The following is a 25,656-nucleotide window of genomic DNA, read 5'->3' on the forward strand; positions in this document are numbered from 1 at the left end:
GCCACCGGCCCGGCCCCAGACCACTCCTCATCGAGGGACCCCCAGATGCTCGCCTACGTCGCCCGGCGACTCGCCCTGGCGATCGGCACCCTGCTGGCCGCGGTGCTGATCACCTTCCTGCTCGTCCACGCCAGCGACAGCACCCCCGGCGCGGTCCGGCTCGGTGCCGGTGCCACCCCGGAGGCCGTGGCCGCGGAGAACGAGGCGCTCGGCTGGAACCGCCCGCTGTACGTCCAGTTCTTCGACTACCTCGGGTCCCTGTTCCGGCTCGACCTGGGGAGCTCGCTCGTCGACGGCCGGGACGTCGCCGCCGACCTGGCCGACCGTCTGCCGGTCACCGCCTCCATCGCCTTCTTCGCCACGCTGCTGTCCGGGATCGTGGGAGTGCTGCTGGGCGTGACCGCCGCGGTGCGCGGCGGCCGTCTGGGGAAGGGGATCACCACCGGCAGCGGCGTCGCCCTGTCGCTGCCGGCGTTCTGGGTCGGGATCCTCCTCGTCTACCTCCTGTCGCTGCAGCTGGGCTGGCTGCCGGCGACCGGCTACGTCGAGTTCTCCGCGGACCCGGCCGCCTGGTTCCAGAGCCTGCTGCTGCCGGTGCTCACGCTCACCGTCGGTGGGGCGGCGATCGTCGCCCGGACCGCCAACGCCGGCATGCGCGAGGCGCTGACCCAGGAGCACGTCCGCACCCTGCGGGCGATGGGGACGCCGCCGTGGCGGATCCGGTACGTGCACGCCCTGCGCTACGCCAGCGTGCCGGTGGTCTCCACGCTCGGCATCCAGTTCATCGCGCTGTTCGGCGGCTCGGTGATCATCGAGAACCTCTTCGCGCTGCCCGGTCTCGGCCAGGCCAGCCAGGCCGCCGCGTCGTCGAGCGACTTCCCCGCGCTGGTCGGGGTGGTGGTCGTCGCCACGGCGGTGGTCGTCGTCATCAACCTGCTGCTCGACCTGCTGGTCGCGGCGCTCGACCCGAAGGTGCGTACCGCATGAGCGTGCTGCTCCTCGACGCGGCCGACGAGGTCGCCACCGAGCCGGTCCCGCCGGCCCGCCGCCGCCGCGGCCTGCCGTCCTCTCTGCGCCGCCCCGGCGGGGTCTTCGGCGCCACCTGGCTGCTCCTCGTCGTGGTCGCCTCGCTCACCGCCCCGCTGTGGCGGCCCTTCGAGCCGGGGCAGCAGGACACCGCGAACCGGCTGGCGCTGCCCTCGGCCGAGCACTGGCTGGGCACCGACCCGCTGGGGCGGGACCTGCTCTCCCGCATCTTCACCGCCGGGGCACTGCCGCTGCTCGCCTCGGCACTGATGCTGGTCGTCGCGTTCGGGATCGGCCTGCCGCTGGCCCTGGTCGCCGCCGAGCGCGGGCGCCGGGTCGAGCGGGCGATCAGCCGGGTGACCGAGGTGTTCCTCGCCCTGCCGGCGACGATCCTGCTGCTCGCCGTCATCGGGGTGATCGGCAACCGGCTGTACCCGGTCATGGCGATCATGGGCGTGCTGATCTCCGCCGCCGTCTACCGGGTGCTCCTCGGTGTGGCGCAGTCGGTGCGCCAGCGGCTGTACGTCGACGCCGCGCGCGTCAACGGCCTGGGCTCGCTGCGGGTCAACCTCGTGCACGTGCTGCCGTCCATGGCCACGGTGGTCGCCGTGCAGGCCGCGCAGCTGTTCGGCATCGGCCTGCTGATCGTCGCCGGCCTGGCGTTCCTCGGCTTCGGGCCCGGGGAGCCGGAGCCCAGCTGGGGCTTCATGATCCAGGACGCCTCGGGCTACATCTACAACGCGCCGTGGCTGATGGTCCCCACCGGCCTGGTGCTGGCGCTCACCGTCGTGGCGGCCAACGAGCTCGCCGACGCCCTCGCCGGGAGGGCCGCCGGCCCCGGCACGGCCCGCCGTCGCCGGCCGCTGCGCCGCGCCGTGGCCGCGGCCACCGCGGTGCCCGCCGCCCCGGCCGACCCGGAGGCGGTGCTCGACGTCCGCGACCTCACCGTCTCCGTCGACGACGGCCCCGACCTGGTCACCGGCGTCTCCTTCTCCCTGCGGCAGGGGCAGGTCCTCGGCCTGGTCGGCGAGTCCGGCTGCGGCAAGACGATGACCGCCCGCTCGCTCATGGGGCTGCTGCCCGACGGCGTCTCGGTCACCGGCGGCTCGATCCGCTGGCAGGGCCGGGAGCTGGCCGGGCTGTCCGAGGCCGAGCTCAACCGCGTCCGCGGCCGGGAGATCGCGATGATCTCGCAGGAGCCGATGGTCGCGCTGGACCCGGTGTTCTCCATCGCCTCCCAGCTCACCGGCCCCATCCGCCGGTTCCGCCGGGTCGACCGGAGGCAGGCGAAGCGGATCGCCGCGGAGCTGCTGCGCAACGTCGGCATCGTCGACGCCGAGCGGGTGCTCAGGAGCTACCCGCACCAGCTCTCGGGCGGCATGGCGCAGCGGGTCTGCATCGCGCTCGCGCTCACCGGCGAGCCGCGGCTGCTCATCGCCGACGAGCCGACGACGGCCCTCGACGTCACCGTGCAGGCGGAGATCCTGTCGCTGCTGCGGGCGCTGGTGCGCGACACCGGCCTGTCGGTCGTCGTCGTCAGCCACGACCTCGGCGTCGTCGCCGACATCTGCGACACCGTCGCCGTCATGTACGCCGGCGAGGTCGTCGAGTCCGGCACCGCCGCGGCCGTGCTGGACGGGCCGGCGCACCCGTACACGATGGCGCTGCTCGGGGCGAACCCGCACGTGCCCGAGGGCGAGCCGGTGCCCCAGCGGCTGGCCTCCATCGCCGGCACCGTCCCCCCGCCGGGCTCCTGGCCGACCGGCTGCCGGTTCGCCACCCGCTGCCGGTTCGCGGAGGAGGCGTGCACGGTGCCGTTCCCGGTGCTGCCCGCGCACGGTGAGGGAGCCGTCCGCTGCGTCCGCGTCGACGAGCTGTCCCGCGAGCACGCCGTGTGGCAGCCCGAGTCCGCCGGCGACGAGACGTCCGTCCAGAAGCCCGCCCCGACCGCCGGAGTCCCCGCATGACCGCCCCCGCCGGGACCGCGCCCGTCGCGGCCACCACCACGCCCGCCCTGGAGATCCGCGACCTCGTCGTCCGCTACGGCTCCGGCCGCAGGGCGCGGCAGGCCCCGCCGGCCATCGACCGGGTCAGCCTCGACATCGCCCCCGGCGAGACCGTCGGCCTGGTCGGCGAGTCCGGCTCGGGCAAGTCGACGATCGGCAAGGCGGTCCTCGGGCTGCAGCCGGCGACGTCCGGGACGATCCGGGTCAACGGCCAGGACGTCACCCGGATGTCGCTCAAGCAGCGCAGCCGCCAGGTCGCCGACCTGCGCGTGGTCTTCCAGGACCCGTACTCCTCGCTCAACCCGGCGCGCACCATCGGCCAGACGCTGGTCGAGCCGCTCCGGCTGATGGGCGTGAAGGGCGCCGAGGCGACGGCGCGGGCGCGGCAGGGGCTGGAGTCGGTGGGCCTGCCCGGCGACGCCGTCGACCGCTACCCGTCGCAGTTCTCCGGCGGCCAGCGCCAGCGCATCGCCATCGCCCGCGCGCTGGTCTGCGACCCGAAGGTCGTCGTCCTCGACGAGCCGGTCAGCGCGCTGGACCTGTCCACCCAGGCGCAGGTGCTCAACCTGCTCGCCGACCTGCGCGACCAGCACGGCCTGGCGTTCCTCTTCATCGCCCACGACCTCGGCGTCGTGCGGTTCCTCGCCCAGCGGACGGTGGTCCTCTACCGCGGGCAGGTCATGGAGACCGGGCCGGTCGAGGCGGTCAGCCAGGCGCCGCGGCACCCGTACACGGTGGCGCTGACCGCCGCCGCGCCCGTGCCGCGCCCGGCCGAGCAGGCCGCCCGCCGCGCCGCCCGCGAGGCCGCCGGGTTCGGGACCGCCGGCGCGGCGCAGCCCGCGGCCACCGGCTGCCCCTTCGTGCCGCGCTGCCCGCTGGCCAGCGACGTCTGCGTCGAGCAGCGCCCGCCGCTGCGGCTGGTCGAGGGCACGGAGGCCGCCTGCCACCACGCCGAGTCCGTCCCCGTCCTGTGACGGCCGCACCGTCGGGTCTCCGGGTCGAGCACCTCGACGAGCCGCTCGGCACCGGGACGACGTCGCCGCGGCTGTCCTGGCGGCTGCCCGGCGGCGCCCGCGTGCAGCACGCGTACCGGCTCACCACCGACGACGGCTGGGACTCCGGCTGGGTCGACGACGACCGGCACGTGCTCGTCCCGTGGCCCGGCCCGGCGCTGCGCTCCGCCCAGCGGGTCACCTGGCGGGTGCGGGTGCGCACCGACCTCGGCGAGAGCCCGGTGTCCGGGCCCGCGTGGTTCGAGACGGGCCTGCTCGAGGCGCACGACTGGCAGGTCGAGTGGATCGAGCCGGGGACCGTCCCGGCCGGCCCGGCGGGGGAGCGGGCGGCCGCCCTGCTGCGGTGGGAGTTCGCCGTCGACCGGCCCGTCGCCTCCGCCCGGCTGCACGCCACCGCGCAGGGGCTCTACGAGGCGTTCCTCGACGGCGCCCGGATCGGCGACGCCGAGCTCACCCCCGGGTACACCCAGTACGACCAGCGGCTGCAGGTGCAGACGCACGACGTCGGCCCGGTGGGCGAGGGCCGGCACGCGCTGGCCGTCGTCCTCGCCGACGGCTGGTTCCGCGGCCAGACCGGCGTCACCCGCTCCGCCGACCAGTGGGGCGACCGGACGGCGTTCCTCGCCCAGCTGCACCTGACCCACGACGACGGCACGGTCACCGTGCTCGGCACCGGCCCGGACTGGCGCAGCGCGACCGGGCACGTCCTCGCCGCCGACCTCGTCGCCGGCGAGCGCTGGGACCTGCGCGCCCTGCCCCGCGGCTGGGACGCCCCCGGCTTCGACGACGCCGGCTGGGACCCGGTCACCGTGGTGCAGCACGGTTTCGCCGGCCTCGTGGACTCGCCGGCCCCGCCGGTGCGCCGGGTGGAGGAGCTCGTGCCCGTCTCGGTCACCCGGCTGCCGGGCGGCGCCCAGGTGGTCGACCTCGGGCAGAACGTCAACGGCTGGGTGCGGCTGACCGACCTCGGCCCGGCCGGGACGACGCTCACGCTGACCCACGGCGAGTGGCTCGCCCCCGACGGCGACGTCACGGTGGCCAACCTCGAGCCCGACCTGCCGTTCCTGCCCCACCGGCTGCCCGCCGGCCAGGTCGACGTCGTCGTCTCCGCGGGCGTGCCCGGCGAGGTCTTCGAGCCGCGCCGCACCACGCACGGCTTCCGCTACGTGCGGGTCGAGGGCCACCCGCGCGACCTCACCCCCGACGACGTCCGCGGCGTCGTCGTGCACACCGACCTGCGGCGCACCGGCTGGTTCTCCTCCAGCGATGCGCGACTGGACGCCTTCCACGAGGCGGCCGTGTGGAGCTTCCGGGACAACGCCTGCGACATCCCGACCGACTGCCCGCACCGCGAGCGGCACGGCTGGACCGGCGACTGGCAGCTCTACGTCCCGACCGCGGCGTTCCTCTACGACGTCGCCGGGTTCTCCACGAAGTGGCTGCGCGACGTCGTCGCCGACCAGTGGCCCGACGGGACGGTCGCCAACGTCAGCCCGTGCCCGCGCGGTGAGGGCCGGGACAGCCCGGTGTCGTTCCTCAACGGCTCGGCCGGCTGGGGCGACGCGGTCGTGGTCGTGCCGTGGGAGCTGTACCGCGCCTACGGCGACACCCGCGTGCTCGAGGAGACCTGGCCGGCGGTGGTCCGCTGGCTGGACCGCACCGAGCGCGCGGCCCGCGAGCGGCGCCACCCGGAGCGCGCCGCCCGCCGGCCCGAGCCCGCGCCGCACGAGCGGTGGCTGTGGGACACCGGCTTCCACTGGGGCGAGTGGCTGGTCCCCGGCGAGGAGGTCGGCGACTTCGGCGCGTTCGTCGCCGCGGACGAGGGCGTCGTCGCCACCGCCTGGTACGCCCACAGCGCGGAGCTGGCGGGCCGGATCGCCGCGGTGCTCGGCCGGGACGGCGACGCCGCCCGCTACGCCGGGCTCGCCGCGCGGGTGCGCGCCGCCTGGCAGGCCGAGTACCTCGACGACGACGGGCGGCTGGTCTCCGACACCCAGGCCGACCACGTGCGTGCGCTCGCCTTCGGCCTGGTGCCCGACGGGCTGCGCCCGGCCGTCGCCGAGCGGCTGGTCGAGCTGGTCCGCAAGGCCGGCACCCACCTGGACACCGGGTTCCTCGCCACCCCGCACCTGCTGCCGGTGCTCGCCGACGCCGGGCACCTCGACGTGGCCTACGAGCTGCTGCTGCAGGACACCGAGCCCGGGTGGCTGGTCATGGTCGACCGCGGCTCGACGACGGTGTGGGAGCGGTGGGACGGCGTCGACGCCGACGGCGTCCCGCACGAGTCGCTCAACCACTACTCCAAGGGCGCGGTGATCTCGTTCCTGCACCGGTACACCGCGGGCATCGAGCCGGTGGAGCCCGCGTACCGCCGCTTCCGCGTCCGGCCCCGCCCCGGCGGCGGGCTCACGCGCGCCGCGGCCGCGCACGAGTCGCCGTACGGCCGGATCGGGTCGGCCTGGCGGCTCGACGGCCACCGGTTCTCGCTGACCGTCGAGGTGCCCGCGGGCACCGAGGCCGAGGTGGTCCTGCCCGACGGGACCGCCACGACGGCCGGCCCCGGCACGCACACGTTCACCAGCACCGCAGAGGAGACGCGATGAGCACCACCGAGACGACCGAGTGGGCCGGCCCGGCCCGGTTCCTGCCACCGCCGCCGCCCGTCCGGCGCGAGGACGGCGCCCGGCACTTCTCCGGCGTCACCTACGCCGTCGCCTTCGGCTACCGGCCGCTGCAGCTCGACGTCTGGGTGCCCGACACCCCCGCGCCCGCGCCGCTGGTCGTCTGGGTGCACGGCGGCGCGTTCATGATGGGCGACCGCCGCTACCTGCCCGAGACGCTGCGCGAGAACCAGGTCTTCGACGCGCTGCTCGACGCCGGCCTCGCCGTCGCCACCATCGACTACCGGCACGCGCTGGAGGCGCCGTTCCCCGCGCTGCTGCACGACGCCAAGGCCGCCGTCCGGTACCTGCGGCGGTTCGCCGGCGAGCTGGGCGTCGACACCACCCGGATCGGCGCGTGGGGCGAGTCGGCCGGCGGGCACGTCGCGGCGCTGCTCGGCCTGACCGGGCACCGGCCCGACCTCGAGGGCACGCACGGCGTCGTCGGGGAGTCCAGCGCGGTCGACGTCGTCGTCGACTGGTACGGCGTCTCCGACCTCGCCACCATGCCGCGGCAGGCACCGCCGCCGCAGATCGCGGCGCTGCTGCCCGAGGAGCTGCGGGGACCGCCGGAGGAGCACCTGGTCGCCGGCCTCACGGACGCCACGCGCGCCGACGCCAGCCCGGTCACCCACGCGACCGCGGACGCGCCGCCGTTCCTGCTCCTGCACGGCACCGCCGACTGGCTCGTCCCCTACGCGCAGAGCGAGCGGCTGCACGCGGCCCTGCAGGCCGCCGGGGCCCGGTCGGAGCTGGTGCCGGTCGAGGGCGCCGGGCACGTCTGGCTCGGGCACGACGACGTCGACGGGATCGTCGACTGCTCCGTCCGCCACCTCGCCCACCACCTGGGCACCGCGCTGCTCGGGGACCGGGTCCGATGAGCGACGTGACCGTCGCCCCCGTCACCGTCGAGCACCACCGCGAGCCGCTCGGCATCGGCGAGACCGCCCCGCGGCTGTCCTGGGTGACCCTCACCGAGCTGCCCGGCTGGCGGCAGGCCGCCTACGAGCTGGAGATCGGCGACTGGTCCTCCGGACGGGTCCCCTCCGCCGACTCGGTGCTCGTCCCGTGGGGCGCGCCCCCGCTGACCAGCCGCGAGCGACGGGTCGTCCGGGTCCGCGTCTGGGGTGAGGGCGACGCCGAGCCGTCGGCGTGGAGCGAGGAGGTCGCCGTCGAGGCCGGCCTGCTCGACCCGGCGGACTGGACGGCGGAGCTGGTCGAGCCGGTGCTGCCCGAGCCCGGCGGCACCGGCGAGCCGGTGGCGCTGCTGCGCCGCGAGTTCACCCTCGGGAAGCCGGTGACGCGGGCGCGGCTGTACGCCACCGCGCGGGGGCTGTACGAGGCCGAGATCGACGGCACGACCGTCGGCGACGACGTCCTGGCGCCGGGCTGGACCAGCTACCGGCACCGGCTGCGCTACCGGACGTACGACGTCACCGCGCTGCTCGCCGAGGGCCGGCACGCGCTCGGCGTCACGCTCGCCGACGGCTGGTACCGGGGCCACCTCGGCTTCACCGGCGGCCGGCACCTCTACGGCGACCGCACCGGCGCGTTCCTCCAGCTGGAGGTCGAGCACCCGGACGGGTCGCGCACGGTCGTGACCACCGACGGCTCCTGGCGCTCGACGCTCGGCGCCGAGACCCGCGCCGACATCTACAAGGGCGAGACGGCCGACCTCCGCCGCGAGCTCCCCGGCTGGTCCGCCCCGGGCTTCGACGACGCCGGCTGGACGCCGGTCGAGGTCGGGTCGCTGGACGTCGCGACGCTGGTCGCCCCGACCGGCCCGCCGGTGCGCCGCACCCAGGTGCTGCCGGTCCGGGAGGTCACCACCTCACCGTCGGGGAGGACGCTCGTCGACTTCGGCCAGAACCTCGTCGGCCGCATCCGGTTCGCCCTGCCCGACGCCCCGGCCGGCACGGAGGTCACCGTCCGGCACGCCGAGGTGCTCGAGCACGGCGAGCTCGGCACCCGCCCGCTGCGCGGCGCGGACGCCACCGACGTGGTCGTCCTCGACGGCCGCGGCCCGCGGACGTGGGAGCCGCGGTTCACCTTCCACGGCTTCCGCTACGCCGAGGTGACCGGCTGGCCGGGCGAGCTGCGGCCGGAGGACCTCGAGGCCGTCGTCGTGCACACCGACATGCGGCCCACCGGCACGTTCACCTGCTCCGACCCGGACGTCACCCGGCTGCACGAGAACGTCGTGTGGGGCATGCGCGGCAACTTCGTCGACCTGCCCACCGACTGCCCGCAGCGCGACGAGCGGCTGGGCTGGACCGGCGACCTCGAGGCGTTCGCGCCGACCGCGGCGTTCCTCCACGACACCGCCGGGATGCTGCGCTCCTGGCTGGCCGACCTCGCCGTCGAGCAGCTCGAGGAGCACGGCGGCGTCGTCCCGCTGTACGTGCCGTTCGTCCCGCTGCTGCCGTTCCCCGTCGGCGCCGAGGCCGGGTGGGGCGACGCCGCCGTCGTCGTCCCGTGGGTCCTGTACGAGCGGCACGGCGACGCCGGGGTGCTCGCCGACCAGTGGCCGTCGATGACCGCCTGGATCGACGCCTTCGCGGGCGCGGCCGGGGAGGAGCTCGACTTCGCCGGGGTCCCGCTCATGCTCGGCGACTGGCTCGACCCCACCGCGCCGCCGGAGAACCCGGCCGCCGCCCGCACGCCGTGGCCGCTGGTCGCCACCGCCTACCTGGCCCGCTCGGCGCGCATCGTGGCGCAGGCGGCCGAGGTGCTCGGGGAGGACGGCACCCGGTTCACCGCGCTGGCCGAGCGGGCGGCCGGGCGCTTCCGTGCCGAGTACGTCAGCCCGAACGGCCGCGTCGCCTACCCGGCGCAGACGGCGTACGCGCTCGCCATCGCCTGCGACCTGCTCACCCCGGACCAGCGGGAGCACGCCGGCCGGCTGCTCGCCCGCCAGGTGCTCGACGACGGCTTCCACATCGGCAGCGGCTTCCTCGGCACGCCGTTCGTCACCGACGCGCTCACCGAGGTGGGCGAGGTGGCGACCGCGTACGAGCTGCTGCTGCAGCGGGAGTGCCCGTCGTGGCTGTACCCGGTGACCATGGGCGCGACGACGGTGTGGGAGCGCTGGGACTCGATGCTCCCCGACGGCAGCATCAACCCCGGCGAGATGACCTCGTTCAACCACTACGCCTACGGCGCGGTCGCCGACTGGCTGCACCGCACGGTCGCGGGCCTCGCCCCGGCCGCGCCCGGCTACCGGCGGATCCGCTTCGCGCCCCGCCCCGGCCCGGGCATCACCTCGGCGGCGGCCACCCACGAGACGCCGTACGGCACCGCGGCGGTGTCCTGGACGCTGACCGGCGGGACGGCGTTCGCGCTCGAGGTCACCGTGCCGCCGAACACGACCGCCGAGGTGGTGCTGCCCGACGGCAGCGCGCCGGTGACGGTCGGCTCGGGCCGGCACACCCTCGGCTGCGCGATCGAGGAGCCGCGGCCGGTCGAGCGGCCGAAGCCGTTCTTCGACCCGTCCGCCTCCTCGTGAGCGGCCCCCGTCCCGTCGTCCCCGGCTTCCACCCCGACCCCAGCGTCGTCCGGGTCGGGGACACGTACTGGATGGTGCACTCGTCCTTCGAGTACGCCCCGGGCGTCCCGCTGTACCGCTCGGCCGACCTCGTGTCGTGGGAGCAGGCGGGCCACGTGCTGGCCCGCCCGTCCCAGCTCGACGTGTCGGCCGCTCCGGGCTCCGGCGGGATCACCGCGCCGACCATCCGCTTCCACGACGGCCGGTTCTGGATGGTCACCACCAACCTCGCCGACGGCGGGTGGCAGACCCTCGTCTCCGCCGAGGACCCGCTGGGGGAGTGGTCCGAGCCGGTGCGGATGCCGGAGGTGCGCGGCATCGACCCCGACCTGGCCTGGGACGACGACGGCACGCTGCTGGTCAGCCACGCCGGCTTCGGCGCCGGCGGCCCGGCCGGCCTGGTGCAGCAGGCGGTCGACCCGGCCACCGGGGCCGTGCTCACCGCGCGGCGGCGGCTGTGGCAGGGCACCGGCGGGAGGTTCCCGGAGGGGCCGCACCTGTACCGGGTGGGCGACCTCTGGTACCTGCTGATCGCCGAGGGCGGCACCGAGCGCGGGCACGCGGTGACCACCGCCCGCGGTCCCTCGCCGTCCGGGCCGTGGGAGCCCTGCCCGCACAACCCGCTGCTCACCCACCGCGGCGTCGAGTCACCGGTGCAGAACACCGGCCACGCCGACCTGGTGCAGCGGTCCGACGGGAGCTGGGCGGTCGTCTTCCACGGCGTGCGGCCCCGCGGCACCAGCCCGGAGTTCCACGTCCTCGGCCGCGAGACGTTCGCCGCCGAGGTGGAGTGGGCCGACGGCTGGCCGCGGCTGGGGGAGTGGCTGTCCCCGCCGGGCGGCGCGGTCGCCGTCGAGGAGGACCTCGGCGGCCCCGCCTGGGTCGCGCCCCGGCGGTTCCCCGGGGAGCTGCTGAGCCGGGTCGAGGGCGGCCGGCGGCTGACCGCGGCCGACCCGGACCCGGCGTCGGAGGACCTCGCCTTCGTGGGCCGGCGGCAGGAGCACCTGCACGCCCGGTTCCGCGCGGCGGTGCGGGTGGACGGCGTCGGCGGGCTGACGGTGCGGATCGACGCCCGGCACCACCTCGACGTCGAGGTCGCCGGCGACCGGGTGCGGGCGGTGGCGCAGGTCGGGCCGCTGCGCTCGGTCCTGGGCGAGGCGGCCGCGGGTCCGGAGGCGGTGCTGGAGATCCGCACCGAGCCCGCCACCGGCCACTTCTCCTCGACCACGCTCGGCCCGGACGTCGTCGTCGCGGGCGTCGTCGGGCCCGGCGGCTTCGCCGAGCTCGGCCGGCTGGACGGGCGCTACCTGTCCACCGAGGTCGCCGGCGGTATGACCGGCCGGCTGGGCGGCGTCTGGTGCGCCCGCGGCTCGCTCGTGGTGCGCTCGTTCGCGTACGCCGGCGCCGACGACCCGCAGGAGCTCCCGTGACCGACCTCGACGGCCTGCCCCTCGAGCGGAGGGCGGCCCTGCTCTCCGGTCAGGACTTCTGGTCCACCCCGCCGGTCGAGGAGGCGGGGCTGCCCTCGCTCGTCCTCACCGACGGCCCGCACGGCGTCCGCCGCCAGGAGGGCGACTTCGGCGGGCCCGGCATCACCCGCAACCTGCCGGCCACCTGCTTCCCGCCCGCGGTGGCGGTGGGCAACAGCTGGGACCCGGCGGTCGCCGAGCGGATCGGCGCGGCGATCGGCCGGGAGGCCCGGGCGCTCGGGGTGCACGTGGTGCTCGGGCCGGGCGTGAACATCAAGCGGTCCCCGCTGGGCGGGCGGAACTTCGAGTACTACTCGGAGGACCCGCTGCTGTCCGGCGTCCTCGGTGCGGCGCACGTGCGCGGGCAGCAGGCCGCCGGCGCGGGCGCCTCGGTCAAGCACTTCGCGGCCAACAACCAGGAGACCGAGCGCATGCGGATCAGCGCCGAGGTCGACGAGCGGACCCTGCGCGAGATCTACCTGCCGGCCTTCGAGCGGGTGGTCACCGAGGCGGCGCCGGCCACGGTCATGTGCGCCTACAACAAGGTCAACGGCGTCTACGCGTCGCAGAACCGGTGGCTGCTCACCGAGGTGCTGCGCGAGCAGTGGGGCTTCGACGGCGTCGTCGTCTCCGACTGGGGAGCCGTCGACGACCGCGCCGCCGCGCTCGCCGCCGGGCTGGACCTGCAGATGCCCGGCGACCGCGGCGCCGGCAACCGGCGGGTGGTCGAGGCGGTGCGGGCCGGGGAGCTCGACGAGGCGTACGTCGACGCGAGCGCCGCCCGGGTGGCCGCCCTCGCCCGGTACGCCGGCGGGCCCGCCGGGGAGGTCGACGTCGAGGCGCACTGCGCGCTGGCGCGCGAGCTGGCGGCGGAGTGCGCGGTGCTGCTGCGCAACGAGCGGGGCACCCTGCCGCTGTCCCCGGGCGCCCGCGTGGCCGTCGTCGGGGAGTTCGCCCGCACCCCGCGCTTCCAGGGCGGGGGCAGCTCGAACGTCACCGCCACGCGGGTCGAGTCCGCGCTCGACGCGATGCGGGAGCTGGCCGGCCGGGAGCTCCCGTTCGCGCCCGGCTCCGCCTCCGACGGTCCTGGCGACGACGCCGCGGCGCTCCGGGAGGAGGCCGTGGCGCTGGCCCGCGACGCCGAGGTCGCCGTGGTCTTCCTCGGCCTGGCCGACGCCGACGAGTCCGAGGGCTTCGACCGGACGACGATCGACCTCCCCGCCGCCCAGGTCGAGCTGGTCCGCGCGGTGGCCGCCGCGGCGCCGCGCACGGTCGTCGTCCTGTCCCACGGCGGGGTGGTGTCGCTGGAGGGCTGGCACGACGACGTCGACGCGGTCCTCGACGGCGCGCTGCTCGGGCAGGCCGGCGGCGGCGCGCTGGCCGACCTGCTCTACGGCGTCGCGAACCCGTCGGGCCGGCTGGCCGAGACCGTCCCGCTGCGGCTGGAGGACTCCCCGAGCTCCCTCTCCTTCCCCGGCGAGCAGGGGCGGGTCGTCTACGGCGAGGGCGTGCTGGTCGGCTACCGCGGGCTGGTCACGCAGGGCCGGGCGGTGCGGTACCCGTTCGGGCACGGGCTCTCGTACACGGCGTTCGCGACGTCGGACCTGCGGGTCGAGCTCACCGGCGCCGACACCGCCACCGTCTCGGTGACCGTGACCAACACCGGCGACCGGGCCGGCAGGCACGTCGTCCAGGTGTACGTGTCGACGACGGCCGGGCCGGTGCGCCGCCCGCTGCGGGAGCTGCGGGCGTTCACCAAGGTGGCGCTCGGGCCGGGGGAGAGCCGCGAGGTGGTGCTGGAGCTCGGCCGGCGGGCGTTCGCCTACTGGGACGTCGTCGAGTCCGGCTGGGTGGTGGCGCCGGGGGAGTACGCGGTGCAGGTCTGCGACGACGCGGAGACCGTGCTCGCCGCGGAGACCGTGACCCTGGCCGGGGACGACCTGGTGCGGGTGCTGACGATGGACTCCTCGGTCGCCGAGTGGTTCACCCACCCGGCCGCCGGCCCGGCGCTGGTGGAGGCGCTCACCGCGACCATGCCCGCCGACGCCGCCTCCCCCGCCGATCAGGCGGTGATGTTGCAGATGATCGGCTCGATGCCGATGCGCCGGTTCGCCACCGACTTCGGCGCCGCCCTGCCGCGGGACCTGCTCGACCGGCTGATGGCCGAGACCGCCGCCGCCCGCTCCGCCCGCTGAACGCCGGTGGCCCGGGACCGCGCGGGTCCCGGGCCACCGGGGTACAGCGCTCGCCGGGGTGCCGCCCCGGCACGGTCAGACGGGCAGCGCGTCGTCGTCCCGCTTCTGCAGCGTCGGCCCGGGCGCCGGGACGGCGGCCTGCGCGCCGGACCGCAGCAGGGTCGCGAGCTCCTCCTCGGACTCCACCGCCTCGCCGCGGGCCACCATGCCGGCGTGCTCGGCGAGCGGGATCTCCCTGAGCACGAAGGACAGCAGCAGGGCGACGGCGAGGATCGGCACCAGGTACCAGAACACCGGCGCGAGCGAGTCCGCGTAGGCGTCGACGATCGCCGTCCGCAGCGGGTCGCCGGCCGCGTCGACCGCCGACGGCACGAGGGTGTCCGGTGAGGTGATGCCCGCGGCGGCCGCCTGCTCGGCGTTGCCGGTCAGCGCGCCGGTGAGGTTCTCGGCCAGCCGGCTGGTGAACAGCGTCCCGAACACGGCGACGCCGAGGGTGGCGCCCACCTCGCGGAAGTAGTTGTTCGTCGAGGTGGCGGTGCCGATCTGGGTGGCCGGGACGGCGTTCTGGGCGGCCAGGACGACGTTCTGCATGATCAGCCCGAGCCCGCAGCCGAGCGCGAGGAACATCGCGCCGATCGTCCACAGCGACGTGTCCCCGGCCAGCGTGGTCATCCAGACCATCGTGGCGAGGATGACCGCGACGCCGGCGGTGGTGAACCGCTTGTAGCGGCCGGTGCGCAGGATGACCCCCGCCGAGCTCTGGATCGTGAGGATGATCCCCGCGGTCATCGGCAGCATGAGCAGCCCGGAGTTCGCGGCCGACAGCCCGGAGCTCATCTGCAGGAACGTCGGCATGAACGCGATCGCGGAGAACATGCCGAGGCCCACGGCCATGCCCATCGCGGTGGCGACGACGAAGGTCGGGTTGCGGAAGAGCGACAGCGGCACGATCGGCTCGACCGCGCGCCGCTCGACGAGCACGAACGCGACCGCGCAGACGACGAAGGCCGCGGCCAGCGCCAGCGTCCACGGGTCGGTCCAGCCGTCGCTGCCGCCGAGGTCGGTGAAGAGCACCAGCGACGTCGTGGTCGCCGACAGCGCGACGATCCCGGCGACGTCGAGCGGGGTGGTGCTGCGCCGGCGCGGCAGCGACAGCGCGAACCAGCCGATGAGGAAGGCGCCCACGCCGACCGGCACGTTGATCCAGAAGCACCACTCCCAGCCCAGGGCCGCGGTGTCGGTGAAGAAGCCGCCGACGAGCGGCCCGGCGACGGCCGACAGGCCGAACAGGGCGCCGATCGGGCCCATGTACCTCGCGCGCTCCCGGGCCGGGACGATGTCGGCGATGATCGCCTGCGACAGGATCATCAGCCCGCCGCCGCCGAGGCCCTGGACCCCGCGCCAGACGACGAACCAGGTGAAGTCGGGCGCGAGCGCGGCGCCGATGCTGGCGACGGTGAACAGGCCGATCGCGACGAGGAACAGCGTGCGCCGGCCCCACAGGTCGCCGAACTTGCCGTACACGGGCATGACCAGGGTGGTGGCCAGCAGGTAGGCGGTGGTCACCCACGCCATGTGCGAGACGCCGCCGAGCTCGCCGACGATGGTCGGCATCGACGTCGAGACGATCGTCTGGTCGAGGGCGGCGACGAGCATCCCGGCGAGCAGCGCCGAGAAGATCAGGTTGATGCGGCGGCGGGTCAGGACGATGGGCGGGGCGGTGCCGTCGGGCGGCGGGTTCACGTCGTTCTCCACGGGTCGTGCGACGGTGCCGCGGGCGCGCGGCACCGAGGGGGCGAGCGGACGGCGCCGGCCGCTCGGGGGGATCAGGGGCGCGGGGTGGGCAGCCCGGCGGCGAGCGCGTCCCAGGCCTCGTCGACGAGGCGGGGCAGCGGCACGGTGAAGTCGGCGGCCAGCCAGCGGTGCAGCGCGGTGCGCAGGGCGACCCCGGCGACGGCGGCCAGCAGGGTGGGGTAGGCGTCGACGCCGACCCGGGTGCCGGTGCGGGCGGCGACGGCGTCGGCCAGTGCCCGCTCGGAGGCGCCGAAGGCGGCGTGCAGGCGGGCCAGCAGGACGGGGTGCTCGTCGATGACGCGCAGCCGCAGCGGCCACACGCCCTCGGGCTCCTCGGCCATCGCGGCGGCCTGCCCGGCCTGCACGGCGCGCAGCGCGGTGACCGGGTCCTCGCCGGCCGGGCGCGCCGTGAACCGCTCGGCGACGAGCGCGGAGTCGGCGGGGTCCAGGCCCAGGACGGCGTCGTCCTTGGTGGGGAAGTAGTTGAAGAACGTCCGCGGGCTGACCCCGGCGCGCTCGGCGACGTCGTCGACCGAGACGGCGTCGAGCCCGCGCTTGGCGACCAGGTGCAGCGCGGCGGCGTGCAGCGCCGAGCGGGTGGCGAGCTTCTTGCGCTCGCGCAGGCCGGAGGTCACCCGGACATGATCCCGCGAAACGTGCAGTCCGTGCAAGCTTGCGCGGACTGCACGGCGTGTCGCTCAGTCGCGGTCGCGCTGCCGCTCGATCGCCTCCAGCACCGTCCTGCGGCCCCTGCCGAGGTCGCGCTCGGCCCGCTCGGCGCGGTCGAGCTGGGAGTCGCCGTGCATCTCCGCCACCTTCTCGCGGGCCTCGGTCGCCTTCGCGTCGACCAGCTCGGCGGCCCTCCGGGCCTCCTTCGCGGCGTCGGTGTTCGCCACGTGCTGCTCGTCGGAGCCGCGCTTGCGTGCGTCGGTGGCGCGCTCCTCCTCCTCGGACAGCAGCTCCCAGGCGGCGTCGGGCAGGTACCGCTTCGTCCCGCCGTCACCGCGGGCGCGGTCGTCGCCGTCGGCGGTGTGCCAGTCCTGCCGGGTCCACTCCTGCAGGTGTCGCTGCGACGCGCTGCGCTCGCCCTCGTGCCGGTAGCCGCCGCCGGCCCCCTCGTACTCGGAGGCCAGCAGCTGGCTCTTGCGGGCGCTCCACTGGCCGGGCCGCCCGCCCCGGTCCCCGGCCTTGATCTCCTCCTTGAGCCGCGCGCGCAGCTCCGGGTCGGTGTAGTCCTCCTCGTAGTCCTCCGCCGACTTCCCGCTCACGGGACGGGGACTACCCATCCGGTCGCCCCTCATCCGCCGCGTCCCACCCGGCCGTGCCTCATCCGACCGTGTCTCATCCGACAGAGCGCGAGCGGTCCACCTCCACGTGCGGGCGCGACTGCCAGCGCGCCCAGTCCGCGCTCACCTCGCCGGCGGTGCGCAGCAGCGCGGGCAGGTGCTCGGCCAGCAGCCGCTCGGTCGAGGTCTCGGCGGCGTGCACGGTCACGTTCATCGCCGCGCGCACCGCGCCGGTGCCGTCGCGCACCGGGACGGCGACCGACCGCACGCCGGGCGCGAGCTCCTCGTCGGCCAGTGCCCAGCCGCGGGCGCGCACCTCGGTCAGCTCCTCACCCAGCTGCTCGGCCGTGCGCCCGATGTAGGGCGGCAGCCCCGAGCGGCTGGGCTCGGCGAGGGTGGCCTCGAGCCGGTCGGGCGGCAGGGCGGCGAGCAGCACCTTGCCCTGCGAGGTCTGGAGGGCGGGGAACCGCGTGCCGATCTCGACCCGCAGGGTGATCAGCTTGGGCACCGACACCCGGGCCACGTAGACGATGTCGGACCCGTCGAGCTGCGCCATCGACGACGACTCGCCGGTCCGCGCGACCAGCGCCTCCATGTGCGGCCGGGCGAGGTCCCACAGCCCGAGCGCGCCGACGTAGGCCATCCCGAGCGACAGCACCCGCGGGGTCAGCGAGAACGTCCCGCCGGCCGACCGCACGAAGCCCAGCTCCTCGAGCGTGAGCAGCAGCCGCCGCGCGGTCGGCCGGGCCAGCCCCGCGGCGGCCGCCACCTCCGACAGCGTCATGGCCGGCCGGTCGGCGCCGAAGCAGGTGAGCACGTCGAGCCCGCGCGCCAGCGCCTCGACGAAGTCCGGCCCCTCACCGCGTCCGGCCACGACCGCACCCCCTCCTCCGGGATCGGGATCCCACGTACCCGGGCCGGGTCGTCACCGTTCCCAAGAGAGGTGGCGCTCGAAGGCCTCCTCCCGGGCTGCGTGCGTGGTCTCGGAGCGGTAGTCGGTGTACTGGTACGGGTTGTCCAGGACCTCGGCCGACGGGAGCTCCGGGTCCATGCCCACCTGCCAGACGTCCTCGCCCATGTCGGCGCGCAGGTGCTCGACGGTGGCCTCGACCTCGCGCCGGACCGCGGCCAGGTCGACGCCGACCAGCCGGTGCTGCGACTTCACGACCCGCCCGTCGACGAGCACGGTGTGCACGTCGCCCCGCTGCGCCTGGAACGCGACGTGGCCGTACGGGTTGAGCAGGGGGAAGGACACCGGCGAGGCGTCGTTCTTGACCAGCACGACGTCGGCCTTCGCGCCGGGGGTGAGCCGGCCGAGGTCGTCGCGGCCCAGTGCCGCCGCCCCGCCGCGGGTGGCCCAGGAGACGACGTGCTGCGCGCGCAGCGCCAGCTGGGTCACCGTGTCGCCCTTGAGGTGGGCCTCGAAGTGCTCGCGCGAGCGGTCGGCGCCCAGCGTGGCGCGCATCGCCGAGAACAGGTCACCGCTCCACCACACGCTGGTGTCCATCGACAGGGACACCGGGATGCCGTGGGCGCGCACCTGCCAGGTGGGCGGGTAGCCCTGGCCGGCGCTCTGCTCGGACTCCGTCGACACCGAGACCGACCCGCCGGTGGCGGCGATGCGGTGGTAGCTGTCGGGGGAGAGGGACGCGGCGTGCACGTACACCGTCTCCGGCGTCGCGAAGCCGTGCTCGTGCATGAGCCGGATGCCGTCGTCGTTGGTGGCGCCCCAGACGCCGGCGTGCGTGGTCACCGGCAGGCCGAGCTCGCGGGCCACCTCGAACGCGGCCTTCTCCGGGAACGCCGGGTCGCCGGTGACGTCGAAGGCGAGCTGGAAGCCGAGCAGGTCGCCGGCGCCGGTGCGGCGGCGCTCGAGGAACGCCTGCACGGCCTTGTCCGCGGTCCACTCCCACGGCGCGGCCTGGATGTTGCCGTAGGCGAGCACGTACCGGCCGGGCACCGACTGCAGCGCGTCGACGGCGGCCTCGGCGTGGTCGACCGTCTGCAGCCCGTGCGACCAGTCGACGACGGTGGTGACCCCGGCCTCGAGTGCCTCGAGCGCGGCCAGCCGGTTGCCCGCGGCGACGTCCTCGGGGCGGAAGCGGCGGCCGTGCTCGAGGTAGTACCAGACGAAGTACTGGGTGAGGGACCAGTCGGCGCCGTAGCCGCGCATCGCCGTCTGCCACATGTGCCGGTGGGTGTCGATCATCCCCGGCATCACGATCCCGTCGGTGGCGTCGACCTCCTGGGCGCCCTCGGGCGCCTCCAGCGCCGGGCCCACGGCCGCGATCCGGTCGCCGACGACGAGGACGTCGGCGTCGCGCAGCACCGTGCCGGCGTCGTCCATCGTCAGCACCGTGCCGCCGCGGAACACGACGGGGCGACCGGCCTGCGGCGCCGGGGTCTGGGGCTCGGTCATCGTGCTCTCCTCGGACGTCGCTGGCTCGACGGACGCTTGTCCGCTGGGCGGACACGCCGTGCGGACCGGGCCACCCTGCTCGTGACCTGCCGCACATGTCAAGACGACGCCCCTGCGGTTGACACGGCTCGGTAGGGGTGCCGAGACTCGGCGCGACCGGCGGACGACTGTCCGCTGGTGCCAGCCCCGATGCCGAGGAGCGCGACGCGACGATGACGGCAGCACCCGGCGCGCCGAACCCCGAGGGCCCCCTCGCCGGCCTGCTCGTGGCCGACTTCTCCCGGATCCTCGCCGGCCCCTACGCCACGATGCTCATGGCCGACCTCGGCGCCGAGGTGGTCAAGGTCGAGGGCCCGCGCGGCGACGACACCCGCACCTGGGCACCGCCGGTCCGGGACGTCGGCGGGGAGGGGGTGTCCACCTACTACCTGGGCGTCAACCGCAACAAGCGGTCCGTGGCGCTGGACCTCGCCGACGACGCCGACCTGGCCGCGGCCCGCGAGCTCGCCCGCCGCGCCGACGTCCTGGTGGAGAACTTCAAGCCCGGCGGCCTGGCCCGCTTCGGCCTCGACTACGACACGGTGGCCGCCACCAACCCCGCCGTCGTCTACGCCTCCATCAGCGGCTTCGGCAGCGGCCCCGGCGGGCGGTCGCTGCCCGGCTACGACCTCATCGTGCAGGCCATCTCCGGGCTGATGAGCCTCACCGGCGACCCGGGCGGCGACCCCTACCGGGCCGGCGTCGCCGTCTTCGACGTCATGGCCGGCCTGCACGCCACCATCGGCGTGCTGTCCGCGCTCAACCAGCGGCACGCCACCGGCCGCGGCCAGCACGTCGAGGTGAACCTGCTCTCCAGCGCACTGTCCGGGCTGGTCAACCAGACCTCGGCGTACGTCGCCGGCGACGTCGTCCCGTTCCGGATGGGCAACAGCCACCCCAGCCTGTTCCCCTACGAGCCGCTGCCCTGCGCCGACGGCGACCTGATCGTCACTGCCGGCAACGACGGCCAGTTCCGCAAGCTGTGCGAGGTGCTCGGCGTGCCCGAGCTGGTGGAGGACCCGCGGTTCCTGCACAACGAGGACCGCACGGCCAACCGCGAGGAGCTGCGGCCGCTGCTGGTCGAGCGGCTGAGGACCCGCACCAAGATGGAGTGGTTCCGCGACATCATCGCCGCCGGTGTGCCGTGCGGGCCGATCAACACCGTCGACCAGGGCGTCGCCTTCGCCGAGGAGGTCGGACTGGACCCCGTGGTCACGGCGGGGGAGGGCGGCGCCGCCGTCCCCTCCATCCGCAACCCCATCCGGTTCTCCGAGACGGCGGCGCGGTACCGCTTGCCACCGCCCGCGCTCGACGAGCACGGTGCGGAGATCCGCCGCTGGCTGGCCGAGGGCGAGGAGACGCCGTGACCGAGGACGGGTACCCGACCGCGCTGGGCGCCTCGAGCCGCGAGTCGATCACCCTGCTCGGCACCGACCTCGCGCGCGACGTCATGGGCACGGTCGGCTTCGGCGAGCTCGCGTTCTGGCTGGCCACCCAGCGCCGGCCCACGCCGGGGGAGACCCGGGTGTTCGAGGCGGTGCTCGCCGCGCTCGCCGACCACGGCTTCACCCCGACGGCGATCGTCACCCGGCTGACCTGGCTGTCCGCGCCGGACTCGGTGCAGGGCGCGCTCGCCGCCGGGCTGCTCGGCGGCGGCTCCCGCTTCCTCGGCGTCACCGAGGACTGCGGCCGGTTCCTGCACGACGTCCTGGTGTCGGCGGGCGAGCTCCCGGCCGACGACGCCGGCTGGGACGCCCTCGCCCTGGAGACGGTCACCGCGCAGCGCGCGGCCGGCCGGTTCGTCCCGGGTCTGGGCCACCACGTGCACAAGGACGGCGACCCGCGCACGCCGCGGCTGTTCGAGATCGCGGGCGAGGAGGGCCTGGTCGGCCCGCACCTGTCGCTGTTCGCCGCGATCGGCCGGGTGCACCCGCAGGTGCTCGGGAGGACGCTGCCGCTCAACGGCGCCGGCGTCTGCGGCGCCGCGCTGGCCGACCTCGGCCTGCCGCTGGAGCTGCTGCGCGGCTTCGCGCTGCTGGCCCGCACCGCCGGGCTGATCGGCCAGCTCGCCGAGGAGCTGCGCCACCCCGTGGCCAACCGGGTCTTCCTGTCGGTCGACCTGGACAACCGCTCCGTCCCGCCGGACCCCTACGAGCCCGAGACCCTGGGAGGCAGTCATGGCTGAGGTGGCCGCGGTCATCGCGTCGACCCACCACCCCTTCTACTACCGCGCGAGCACCTCGACCGGCGCGGACCGGCCGCCGTTCGCCGACGAGTGGGTGGCCAAGATCGAGCGCTTCCGCGAGACGCTCACCCGGGCCGAGCCCGACGTGCTGGTGATGGTCGGCAGCGACCACTTCCACCAGCTGTGGCTGGACAACATGCCGCAGTTCCTCGTCGGCAAGGCGCCCTTCTTCGACGCCAACTGGTACAACGAGGAACGCGAGTTCGGCCTGCCGCGGATGACGCTGCGCGGCGAGGAGGACCTGGCCGCGCACCTCCTGCGGGACGGCCTCGACCGCGACTTCGACCTGGCCTTCTCCAACGAGCTGCGGATCGACCACAGCATCACGTGCCCGATCATCACGCTGCGCCCGCAGGCCGACCTGCCGATCGTGCCGGTCTACACGAACATCTTCGCCCCGCCGCTGCCGCAGCCCCGGCGCTTCGTGCAGCTCGGGAAGGCGATCCGGGAGATGGTCGAGTCCTGGGAGTCGGACAAGCGGGTGGCGATCATCGGCACCGGCCACCTGTCGCTGGAGCTCGGCGGCCCACGCCAGTTCGGCGAGCACGGGCCCGACCCGGAGTTCGACCGCAAGGCCGTCGAGTGGATCGCCTCCGGCGACGTCGAGGGCTGCCTGGCCGAGGTGTCGCTGGACTCGCTGCACGCCCCGGGCAACGCCACCCACGGCTTCATGGACTTCATGCTGATGATGGGCGCCGCCGGCGAGGGGCAGAAGGCCGACCACGTCGACACCCTCGACCTGTTCCACACGATGGAGGCCTACTTCACCTGGTACCCGAACGGCGTCCCGGCGGAGGTGCGGCGGTGAGCAGGTACCTGCTCGACAAGTTCCTCTTCACCGTCGACCGCGACCCCGCCCTCGTCGAGCGCTACCGCGAGGACCCGGCCGGCACGGTCGAGTGGTGGGAGGCCGAGATGGCCAACAAGATCCTCAACTGCACCGACGACGAGCGGTCGACCTGGCTGGAGTTCACCGAGGACGAGCGGCGGGCGCTGCGCGAGCACGACCACGTGACGCTGTTCCAGATGGGCGCCCACCCGTTCCTCACGCTCACGCTGTTCATCGCGATGTTCGAGCGCGACCACGGGCCGCTGGAGTACCAGAAGGCCTACGGGAAGGCGATGGAGCACATCACGATGCCCTATCCCGACATCACCACCTGACGTGCGGGTCACCTGACGTGCGCGCCGCCGTCGTCCGCGCGCCCGGGACGCCGCCCGAGCACGCCGAGCACCCCGACCCCGCCGCCGGGCCGGGCCGCACGCTGGTGCGGGTCACCGCCGCGCCGATCGTGCCGCTGGACCTGCTGTGCGCGTCGGGCACGTCGTACTTCGGCGCGCCGGCGGTGCCCTACGTGCCGGGCGTGCAGGGCGTCGGCGTCGTCGAGGAGTCCGGCCGGCTGCCGGCCGGCACCCGCGTCTGGTTCGCGACGTCGGCCGGCATGGCGCCCGGCGACGGCAGCCTGGCGCAGCGGTGCGCCGTCGACGACGAGGACCTCGTGCCGCTGACCGCCGGCCTGCCCGACGCGGCGGTCGCGGCGATCGGCCTGTCCGGCGTCGCCGCGTGGATGTGCCTGACCTGGCGCGGACGGCTGCAGCCGGAGGAGACCGTCGTCGTCCTCGGGGCCGGCGGCGCGGTGGGCCAGGCGGCGGTCGGCGCGGCGCGGGTGCTCGGCGCCGGGCGGGTGGTGGCGGTCTGCCGCTCGACCACGGCGCGGGAGCGGGCCCGCGCCGCCGGCGCCGACGCCGTGGTGCCGCTGACCGGCGACGTCGACGCGCTGGCCGCGGCGCTGGCGCAGGCGTGCCCCGGCGGCGCGCACGTCGTCGTCGACCCGGTGTTCGGCGTCGCGGCGACCGCGGCGTCGCGCGTGCTGGCGCCGGGCGGGCGGCTGGTCAACCTGGGCGGGGCGTCCGGCGACGAGGCGGTGTTCTCCTCGGCGGTGCTGCGCGGCCGCTCGGCCGAGGTGCTCGGCTACACCAACAACGCGCTCACCCCGCGGCAGCGCCGCGACGCGCTCGGCGCGGTCCTCACCGCGGCCGCCGCCGGCCGGGTCGCCGTCGCGCACGAGACGGTGCCGCTGGCCGACGTCGCCGGCGCCTGGGCGCGCCAGGCCGCGGGCGACGCGGGCGTCCGGCTGGTCGTCGTCCCCTGAGGTCCGCCCGCGAGTGGCGCGGAGCGGGCCGTCACGTCGGCTCCCCTCTTCGGGTGGCCCCTCCGCCCCTCGGGGAGACACGAAGCGCAGTGGTCCCGCTACTGGGAGTGCCACCCCGACCGGGGCGGTCTCACGGATGAGATGGGCACACCACATGCAGTCACCACGCACACCCGGACCCCGGCGATGAGCCGCGGTCGGGGGCGTCGAGCCGGACGCGGGATCGCCGCGCTCGCCGCGACCACCGCGGCGCTGGGCGGGTTCGTCGCGACCGCCGGGCCGGCCGGCGCCGCCCCGCTCGGCTACGACGTCAGCGCCAAGGGATCGCTGTACCACATCGCCCAGGCGGTCGGGGCGCACGACTCCTACCGGGCCGGCTTCACCGGCCGGGGCATCGGCGTCGCGCTGATCGACACCGGCGTCACCGAGGTGCCCGGGCTGGACACCGGCAACGTCGTCAACGGGCCCGACCTGTCCTTCGACAGCCAGGACCCGGAGCTGGCGCACCGCGACGCCTACGGGCACGGCACCCACCTGGCCTCGATCATCGCCGGGCGGGACGTCGCCGGGACCCCGGTGTCCTACACCGACCCCGGCCGGTTCAACGGCATCGCGCCCGACGCCACCCTGGTGGACGTCAAGGTCGGGGCCAGCGACGGCGCGGTCGACGTCACCCAGGTCATCGCGGCGATCGACTGGGTCGTCGAGCACCGCGACGACAACGGGATGAACATCCGCGTCCTGAACCTGTCGTACGGCACCGACTCCACCCAGGACACGCGCACCGACCCGCTGGCCTTCGCCGTCGAGCAGGCGTGGAAGGCCGGCATCGTCGTGGTGGTCGCCGGCGGCAACGACGGGTCGACCAACCACAACCTGGCCAACCCGGCCCGGGACCCCTACGTCCTGGCGGTCGGCGCGGCCGACACGCAGGGCACCGTGGACCCCGTCGACGACACCGTGCCCTCGTGGGCCACCCGCGGCACCAACCAGCGGCACGTCGACGTCGTCGCTCCCGGTGTCTCGGTCACGGGCCTGCGGGTGCCCAACGGCTACGCCGACGAGCGGCACCCCGACGCCCGCCGGGGCAACCGCTTCGCCGTGTCGTCGGGGACGTCGCAGGCCGCCGCGGTGGTCAGCGGCGAGGTCGCCCTCCTGCTGCAGGAGGACCCGCGGCTGACCCCCGACCAGGTCAAGCGGCAGATCATGTCGACGTCGTCGCCGTTCGACTCCACGACCAACCAGTACCGCGGCAACGGGCTGACCGACGTCCGCCAGGCGCAGGTCAAGCCGAACAACAACACCACCCAGTCGCCGCAGTTCTACGGCACCGGCACCGGCTCGATCGAGGCCTCCCGGGGGACGTCGCACGTCGACCACGACGGGGCGCTGCTGCAGGGTGAGGTCGACGTCTTCGGCAACGCCTGGGACGGCCGCGCCTGGGCCACCGCGTCCGCCCGGCAGACGGCGTGGGTGGGCGGCCGCTGGCGCGGCCACCTCCTCACCGGTGACGGCTGGGAGGGGACGACCTGGCGCACCGTCGAGTGGACCCAGCCGGCCTGGGACACCCGCCAGTGGCGCGACGCGTCCTGGACGACCCGGCAGTGGCGGGACGGCTCGTGGACGAACACGACGTGGTCGACCCGCCAGTGGCGCGACGCGTCCTGGTCGACCCGCCAGTGGCGGACGGCCGACCTGTCCAGCGCCTCGTGGTCGTGACCGCGGTCGTGGGCGTGGTCCGGCGCCCCGGGGCGGCCCGGCGTCCCCGGGCGCGGCCCCCCCGGCGGGCGGCTCCAGCCGGTGGCGC

At 75.5% G+C, this 25,656-nt stretch carries 19 protein-coding genes; 14 read left to right on the forward strand and 5 right to left on the reverse strand.

All coding sequences use genetic code 11. The annotated features are described in order from the left end of the window. The first annotated feature begins 45 nt into the window (after window positions 1–45). Genes ACI79Z_RS05855 through ACI79Z_RS05890 form a run of 8 tightly spaced genes read left to right on the forward strand, consistent with a single transcriptional unit; the run spans window position 46 to window position 13,913 of the window. On the forward strand, window positions 46–987 hold the full coding sequence (locus ACI79Z_RS05855; protein WP_387985022.1) for an ABC transporter permease: 942 nt from the start codon (window positions 46–48) through the stop codon (window positions 985–987). Continuing rightward, window positions 984–2,993, forward strand: coding sequence for a dipeptide/oligopeptide/nickel ABC transporter permease/ATP-binding protein (locus tag ACI79Z_RS05860; RefSeq protein ID WP_456902018.1), 2,010 nt, complete (start codon window positions 984–986; stop codon window positions 2,991–2,993). The genes ACI79Z_RS05855 and ACI79Z_RS05860 overlap by 4 nt, the downstream gene beginning before the upstream one ends. Continuing rightward, a complete protein-coding gene (locus tag ACI79Z_RS05865; protein WP_456902019.1) occupies window positions 2,990–4,006 on the forward strand; it encodes an ABC transporter ATP-binding protein in 1,017 nt (338 codons plus the stop codon). Before ACI79Z_RS05860 ends, ACI79Z_RS05865 begins: the two co-directional genes overlap by 4 nt. Beyond that, window positions 4,003–6,648, forward strand: a complete 2,646-nt coding sequence (locus ACI79Z_RS05870; RefSeq protein ID WP_456902020.1) for a family 78 glycoside hydrolase catalytic domain — start codon at window positions 4,003–4,005, stop codon at window positions 6,646–6,648. Before ACI79Z_RS05865 ends, ACI79Z_RS05870 begins: the two co-directional genes overlap by 4 nt. Continuing rightward, window positions 6,645–7,586 (forward strand): alpha/beta hydrolase fold domain-containing protein, encoded by a 942-nt coding sequence (locus tag ACI79Z_RS05875; protein WP_456902021.1) that lies wholly within the window; start codon window positions 6,645–6,647, stop codon window positions 7,584–7,586. The genes ACI79Z_RS05870 and ACI79Z_RS05875 overlap by 4 nt, the downstream gene beginning before the upstream one ends. Next, window positions 7,583–10,210: a family 78 glycoside hydrolase catalytic domain gene (locus ACI79Z_RS05880; protein WP_387985007.1), complete on the forward strand. Its 2,628-nt coding sequence runs from the start codon at window positions 7,583–7,585 to the stop codon at window positions 10,208–10,210. Before ACI79Z_RS05875 ends, ACI79Z_RS05880 begins: the two co-directional genes overlap by 4 nt. Then, window positions 10,207–11,679, forward strand: a complete 1,473-nt coding sequence (locus ACI79Z_RS05885; RefSeq protein WP_456902022.1) for a family 43 glycosylhydrolase — start codon at window positions 10,207–10,209, stop codon at window positions 11,677–11,679. The genes ACI79Z_RS05880 and ACI79Z_RS05885 overlap by 4 nt, the downstream gene beginning before the upstream one ends. Continuing rightward, window positions 11,676–13,913 carry a glycoside hydrolase family 3 C-terminal domain-containing protein gene (locus ACI79Z_RS05890; RefSeq protein WP_456902023.1) on the forward strand — a complete coding sequence of 746 codons (2,238 nt, stop codon included), beginning with the start codon at window positions 11,676–11,678 and terminating at the stop codon, window positions 13,911–13,913. Before ACI79Z_RS05885 ends, ACI79Z_RS05890 begins: the two co-directional genes overlap by 4 nt. Window positions 13,914–13,988: 75 nt before the next feature. On the opposite strand, the gene ACI79Z_RS05895 is transcribed toward ACI79Z_RS05890, so the two are convergent. The 5 genes from ACI79Z_RS05895 to ACI79Z_RS05915 all read right to left on the reverse strand — a co-directional run bounded on the left by ACI79Z_RS05895 (window position 13,989) and on the right by ACI79Z_RS05915 (window position 19,412). After that, the gene (locus tag ACI79Z_RS05895; protein ID WP_456902024.1) at window positions 13,989–15,668 is read right to left on the reverse strand and encodes an MDR family MFS transporter; all 1,680 of its coding nucleotides are present in this window, start codon (window positions 15,666–15,668) and stop codon (window positions 13,989–13,991) included. Between the two features lie 71 nt (window positions 15,669–15,739). Beyond that, window positions 15,740–16,342 carry an acyl-CoA-like ligand-binding transcription factor gene (locus ACI79Z_RS05900; RefSeq protein ID WP_456902025.1) on the reverse strand — a complete coding sequence of 201 codons (603 nt, stop codon included), beginning with the start codon at window positions 16,340–16,342 and terminating at the stop codon, window positions 15,740–15,742. A gap of 63 nt (window positions 16,343–16,405) precedes the next feature. Beyond that, the gene (locus tag ACI79Z_RS05905) at window positions 16,406–16,975 is read right to left on the reverse strand and encodes a hypothetical protein (protein ID WP_456902026.1); all 570 of its coding nucleotides are present in this window, start codon (window positions 16,973–16,975) and stop codon (window positions 16,406–16,408) included. Between the two features lie 73 nt (window positions 16,976–17,048). Next, complete coding sequence (locus ACI79Z_RS05910) at window positions 17,049–17,867, reverse strand: IclR family transcriptional regulator domain-containing protein (RefSeq protein WP_456902027.1); 819 nt, start codon at window positions 17,865–17,867, stop codon at window positions 17,049–17,051. Window positions 17,868–17,918: 51 nt separating this feature from the next. Continuing rightward, window positions 17,919–19,412, reverse strand: coding sequence for an amidohydrolase family protein (locus tag ACI79Z_RS05915; RefSeq protein WP_456902028.1), 1,494 nt, complete (start codon window positions 19,410–19,412; stop codon window positions 17,919–17,921). A 212-nt stretch (window positions 19,413–19,624) separates the two neighbouring features. Here ACI79Z_RS05915 and ACI79Z_RS05920 point away from each other — a divergent pair, with 212 nt between their 5' ends. From ACI79Z_RS05920 to ACI79Z_RS05945, 6 genes are all read left to right on the forward strand, one after another. After that, a complete protein-coding gene (locus ACI79Z_RS05920) occupies window positions 19,625–20,818 on the forward strand; it encodes a CaiB/BaiF CoA transferase family protein (RefSeq protein ID WP_387984986.1) in 1,194 nt (397 codons plus the stop codon). Next, window positions 20,815–21,636: a citryl-CoA lyase gene (locus ACI79Z_RS05925; RefSeq protein ID WP_387984983.1), complete on the forward strand. Its 822-nt coding sequence runs from the start codon at window positions 20,815–20,817 to the stop codon at window positions 21,634–21,636. The genes ACI79Z_RS05920 and ACI79Z_RS05925 overlap by 4 nt, the downstream gene beginning before the upstream one ends. Beyond that, window positions 21,629–22,504 (forward strand): DODA-type extradiol aromatic ring-opening family dioxygenase, encoded by an 876-nt coding sequence (locus ACI79Z_RS05930; RefSeq protein ID WP_456902029.1) that lies wholly within the window; start codon window positions 21,629–21,631, stop codon window positions 22,502–22,504. Before ACI79Z_RS05925 ends, ACI79Z_RS05930 begins: the two co-directional genes overlap by 8 nt. Continuing rightward, window positions 22,501–22,860, forward strand: coding sequence for a hypothetical protein (locus ACI79Z_RS05935; protein WP_456902030.1), 360 nt, complete (start codon window positions 22,501–22,503; stop codon window positions 22,858–22,860). Before ACI79Z_RS05930 ends, ACI79Z_RS05935 begins: the two co-directional genes overlap by 4 nt. A 17-nt stretch (window positions 22,861–22,877) precedes the next feature. Then, window positions 22,878–23,849 carry a zinc-binding dehydrogenase gene (locus ACI79Z_RS05940; RefSeq protein WP_456902031.1) on the forward strand — a complete coding sequence of 324 codons (972 nt, stop codon included), beginning with the start codon at window positions 22,878–22,880 and terminating at the stop codon, window positions 23,847–23,849. 186 nt (window positions 23,850–24,035) lie between these two features. Beyond that, window positions 24,036–25,568: a S8 family serine peptidase gene (locus ACI79Z_RS05945; RefSeq protein WP_456902032.1), complete on the forward strand. Its 1,533-nt coding sequence runs from the start codon at window positions 24,036–24,038 to the stop codon at window positions 25,566–25,568. Window positions 25,569–25,656 lie beyond the last annotated feature (88 nt).

This window comes from Geodermatophilus sp. SYSU D00663, assembly GCF_054050655.1.

Coding starts and splice junctions, on each gene's coding strand:
- ACI79Z_RS05865 (WP_456902019.1), top strand. CDS start 2,990: ATGACCGCCCCCGCCGGGACCGCGCCCGTCGCGGCCACCACCACGCCC.
- ACI79Z_RS05930 (WP_456902029.1), top strand. CDS start 21,629: ATGGCTGAGGTGGCCGCGGTCATCGCGTCGACCCACCACCCCTTCTAC.
- ACI79Z_RS05855 (WP_387985022.1), top strand. CDS start 46: ATGCTCGCCTACGTCGCCCGGCGACTCGCCCTGGCGATCGGCACCCTG.
- ACI79Z_RS05945 (WP_456902032.1), top strand. CDS start 24,036: ATGAGCCGCGGTCGGGGGCGTCGAGCCGGACGCGGGATCGCCGCGCTC.
- ACI79Z_RS05880 (WP_387985007.1), top strand. CDS start 7,583: ATGAGCGACGTGACCGTCGCCCCCGTCACCGTCGAGCACCACCGCGAG.
- ACI79Z_RS05875 (WP_456902021.1), top strand. CDS start 6,645: ATGAGCACCACCGAGACGACCGAGTGGGCCGGCCCGGCCCGGTTCCTG.
- ACI79Z_RS05915 (WP_456902028.1), bottom strand. CDS start 19,412: ATGACCGAGCCCCAGACCCCGGCGCCGCAGGCCGGTCGCCCCGTCGTG.
- ACI79Z_RS05860 (WP_456902018.1), top strand. CDS start 984: ATGAGCGTGCTGCTCCTCGACGCGGCCGACGAGGTCGCCACCGAGCCG.
- ACI79Z_RS05920 (WP_387984986.1), top strand. CDS start 19,625: ATGACGGCAGCACCCGGCGCGCCGAACCCCGAGGGCCCCCTCGCCGGC.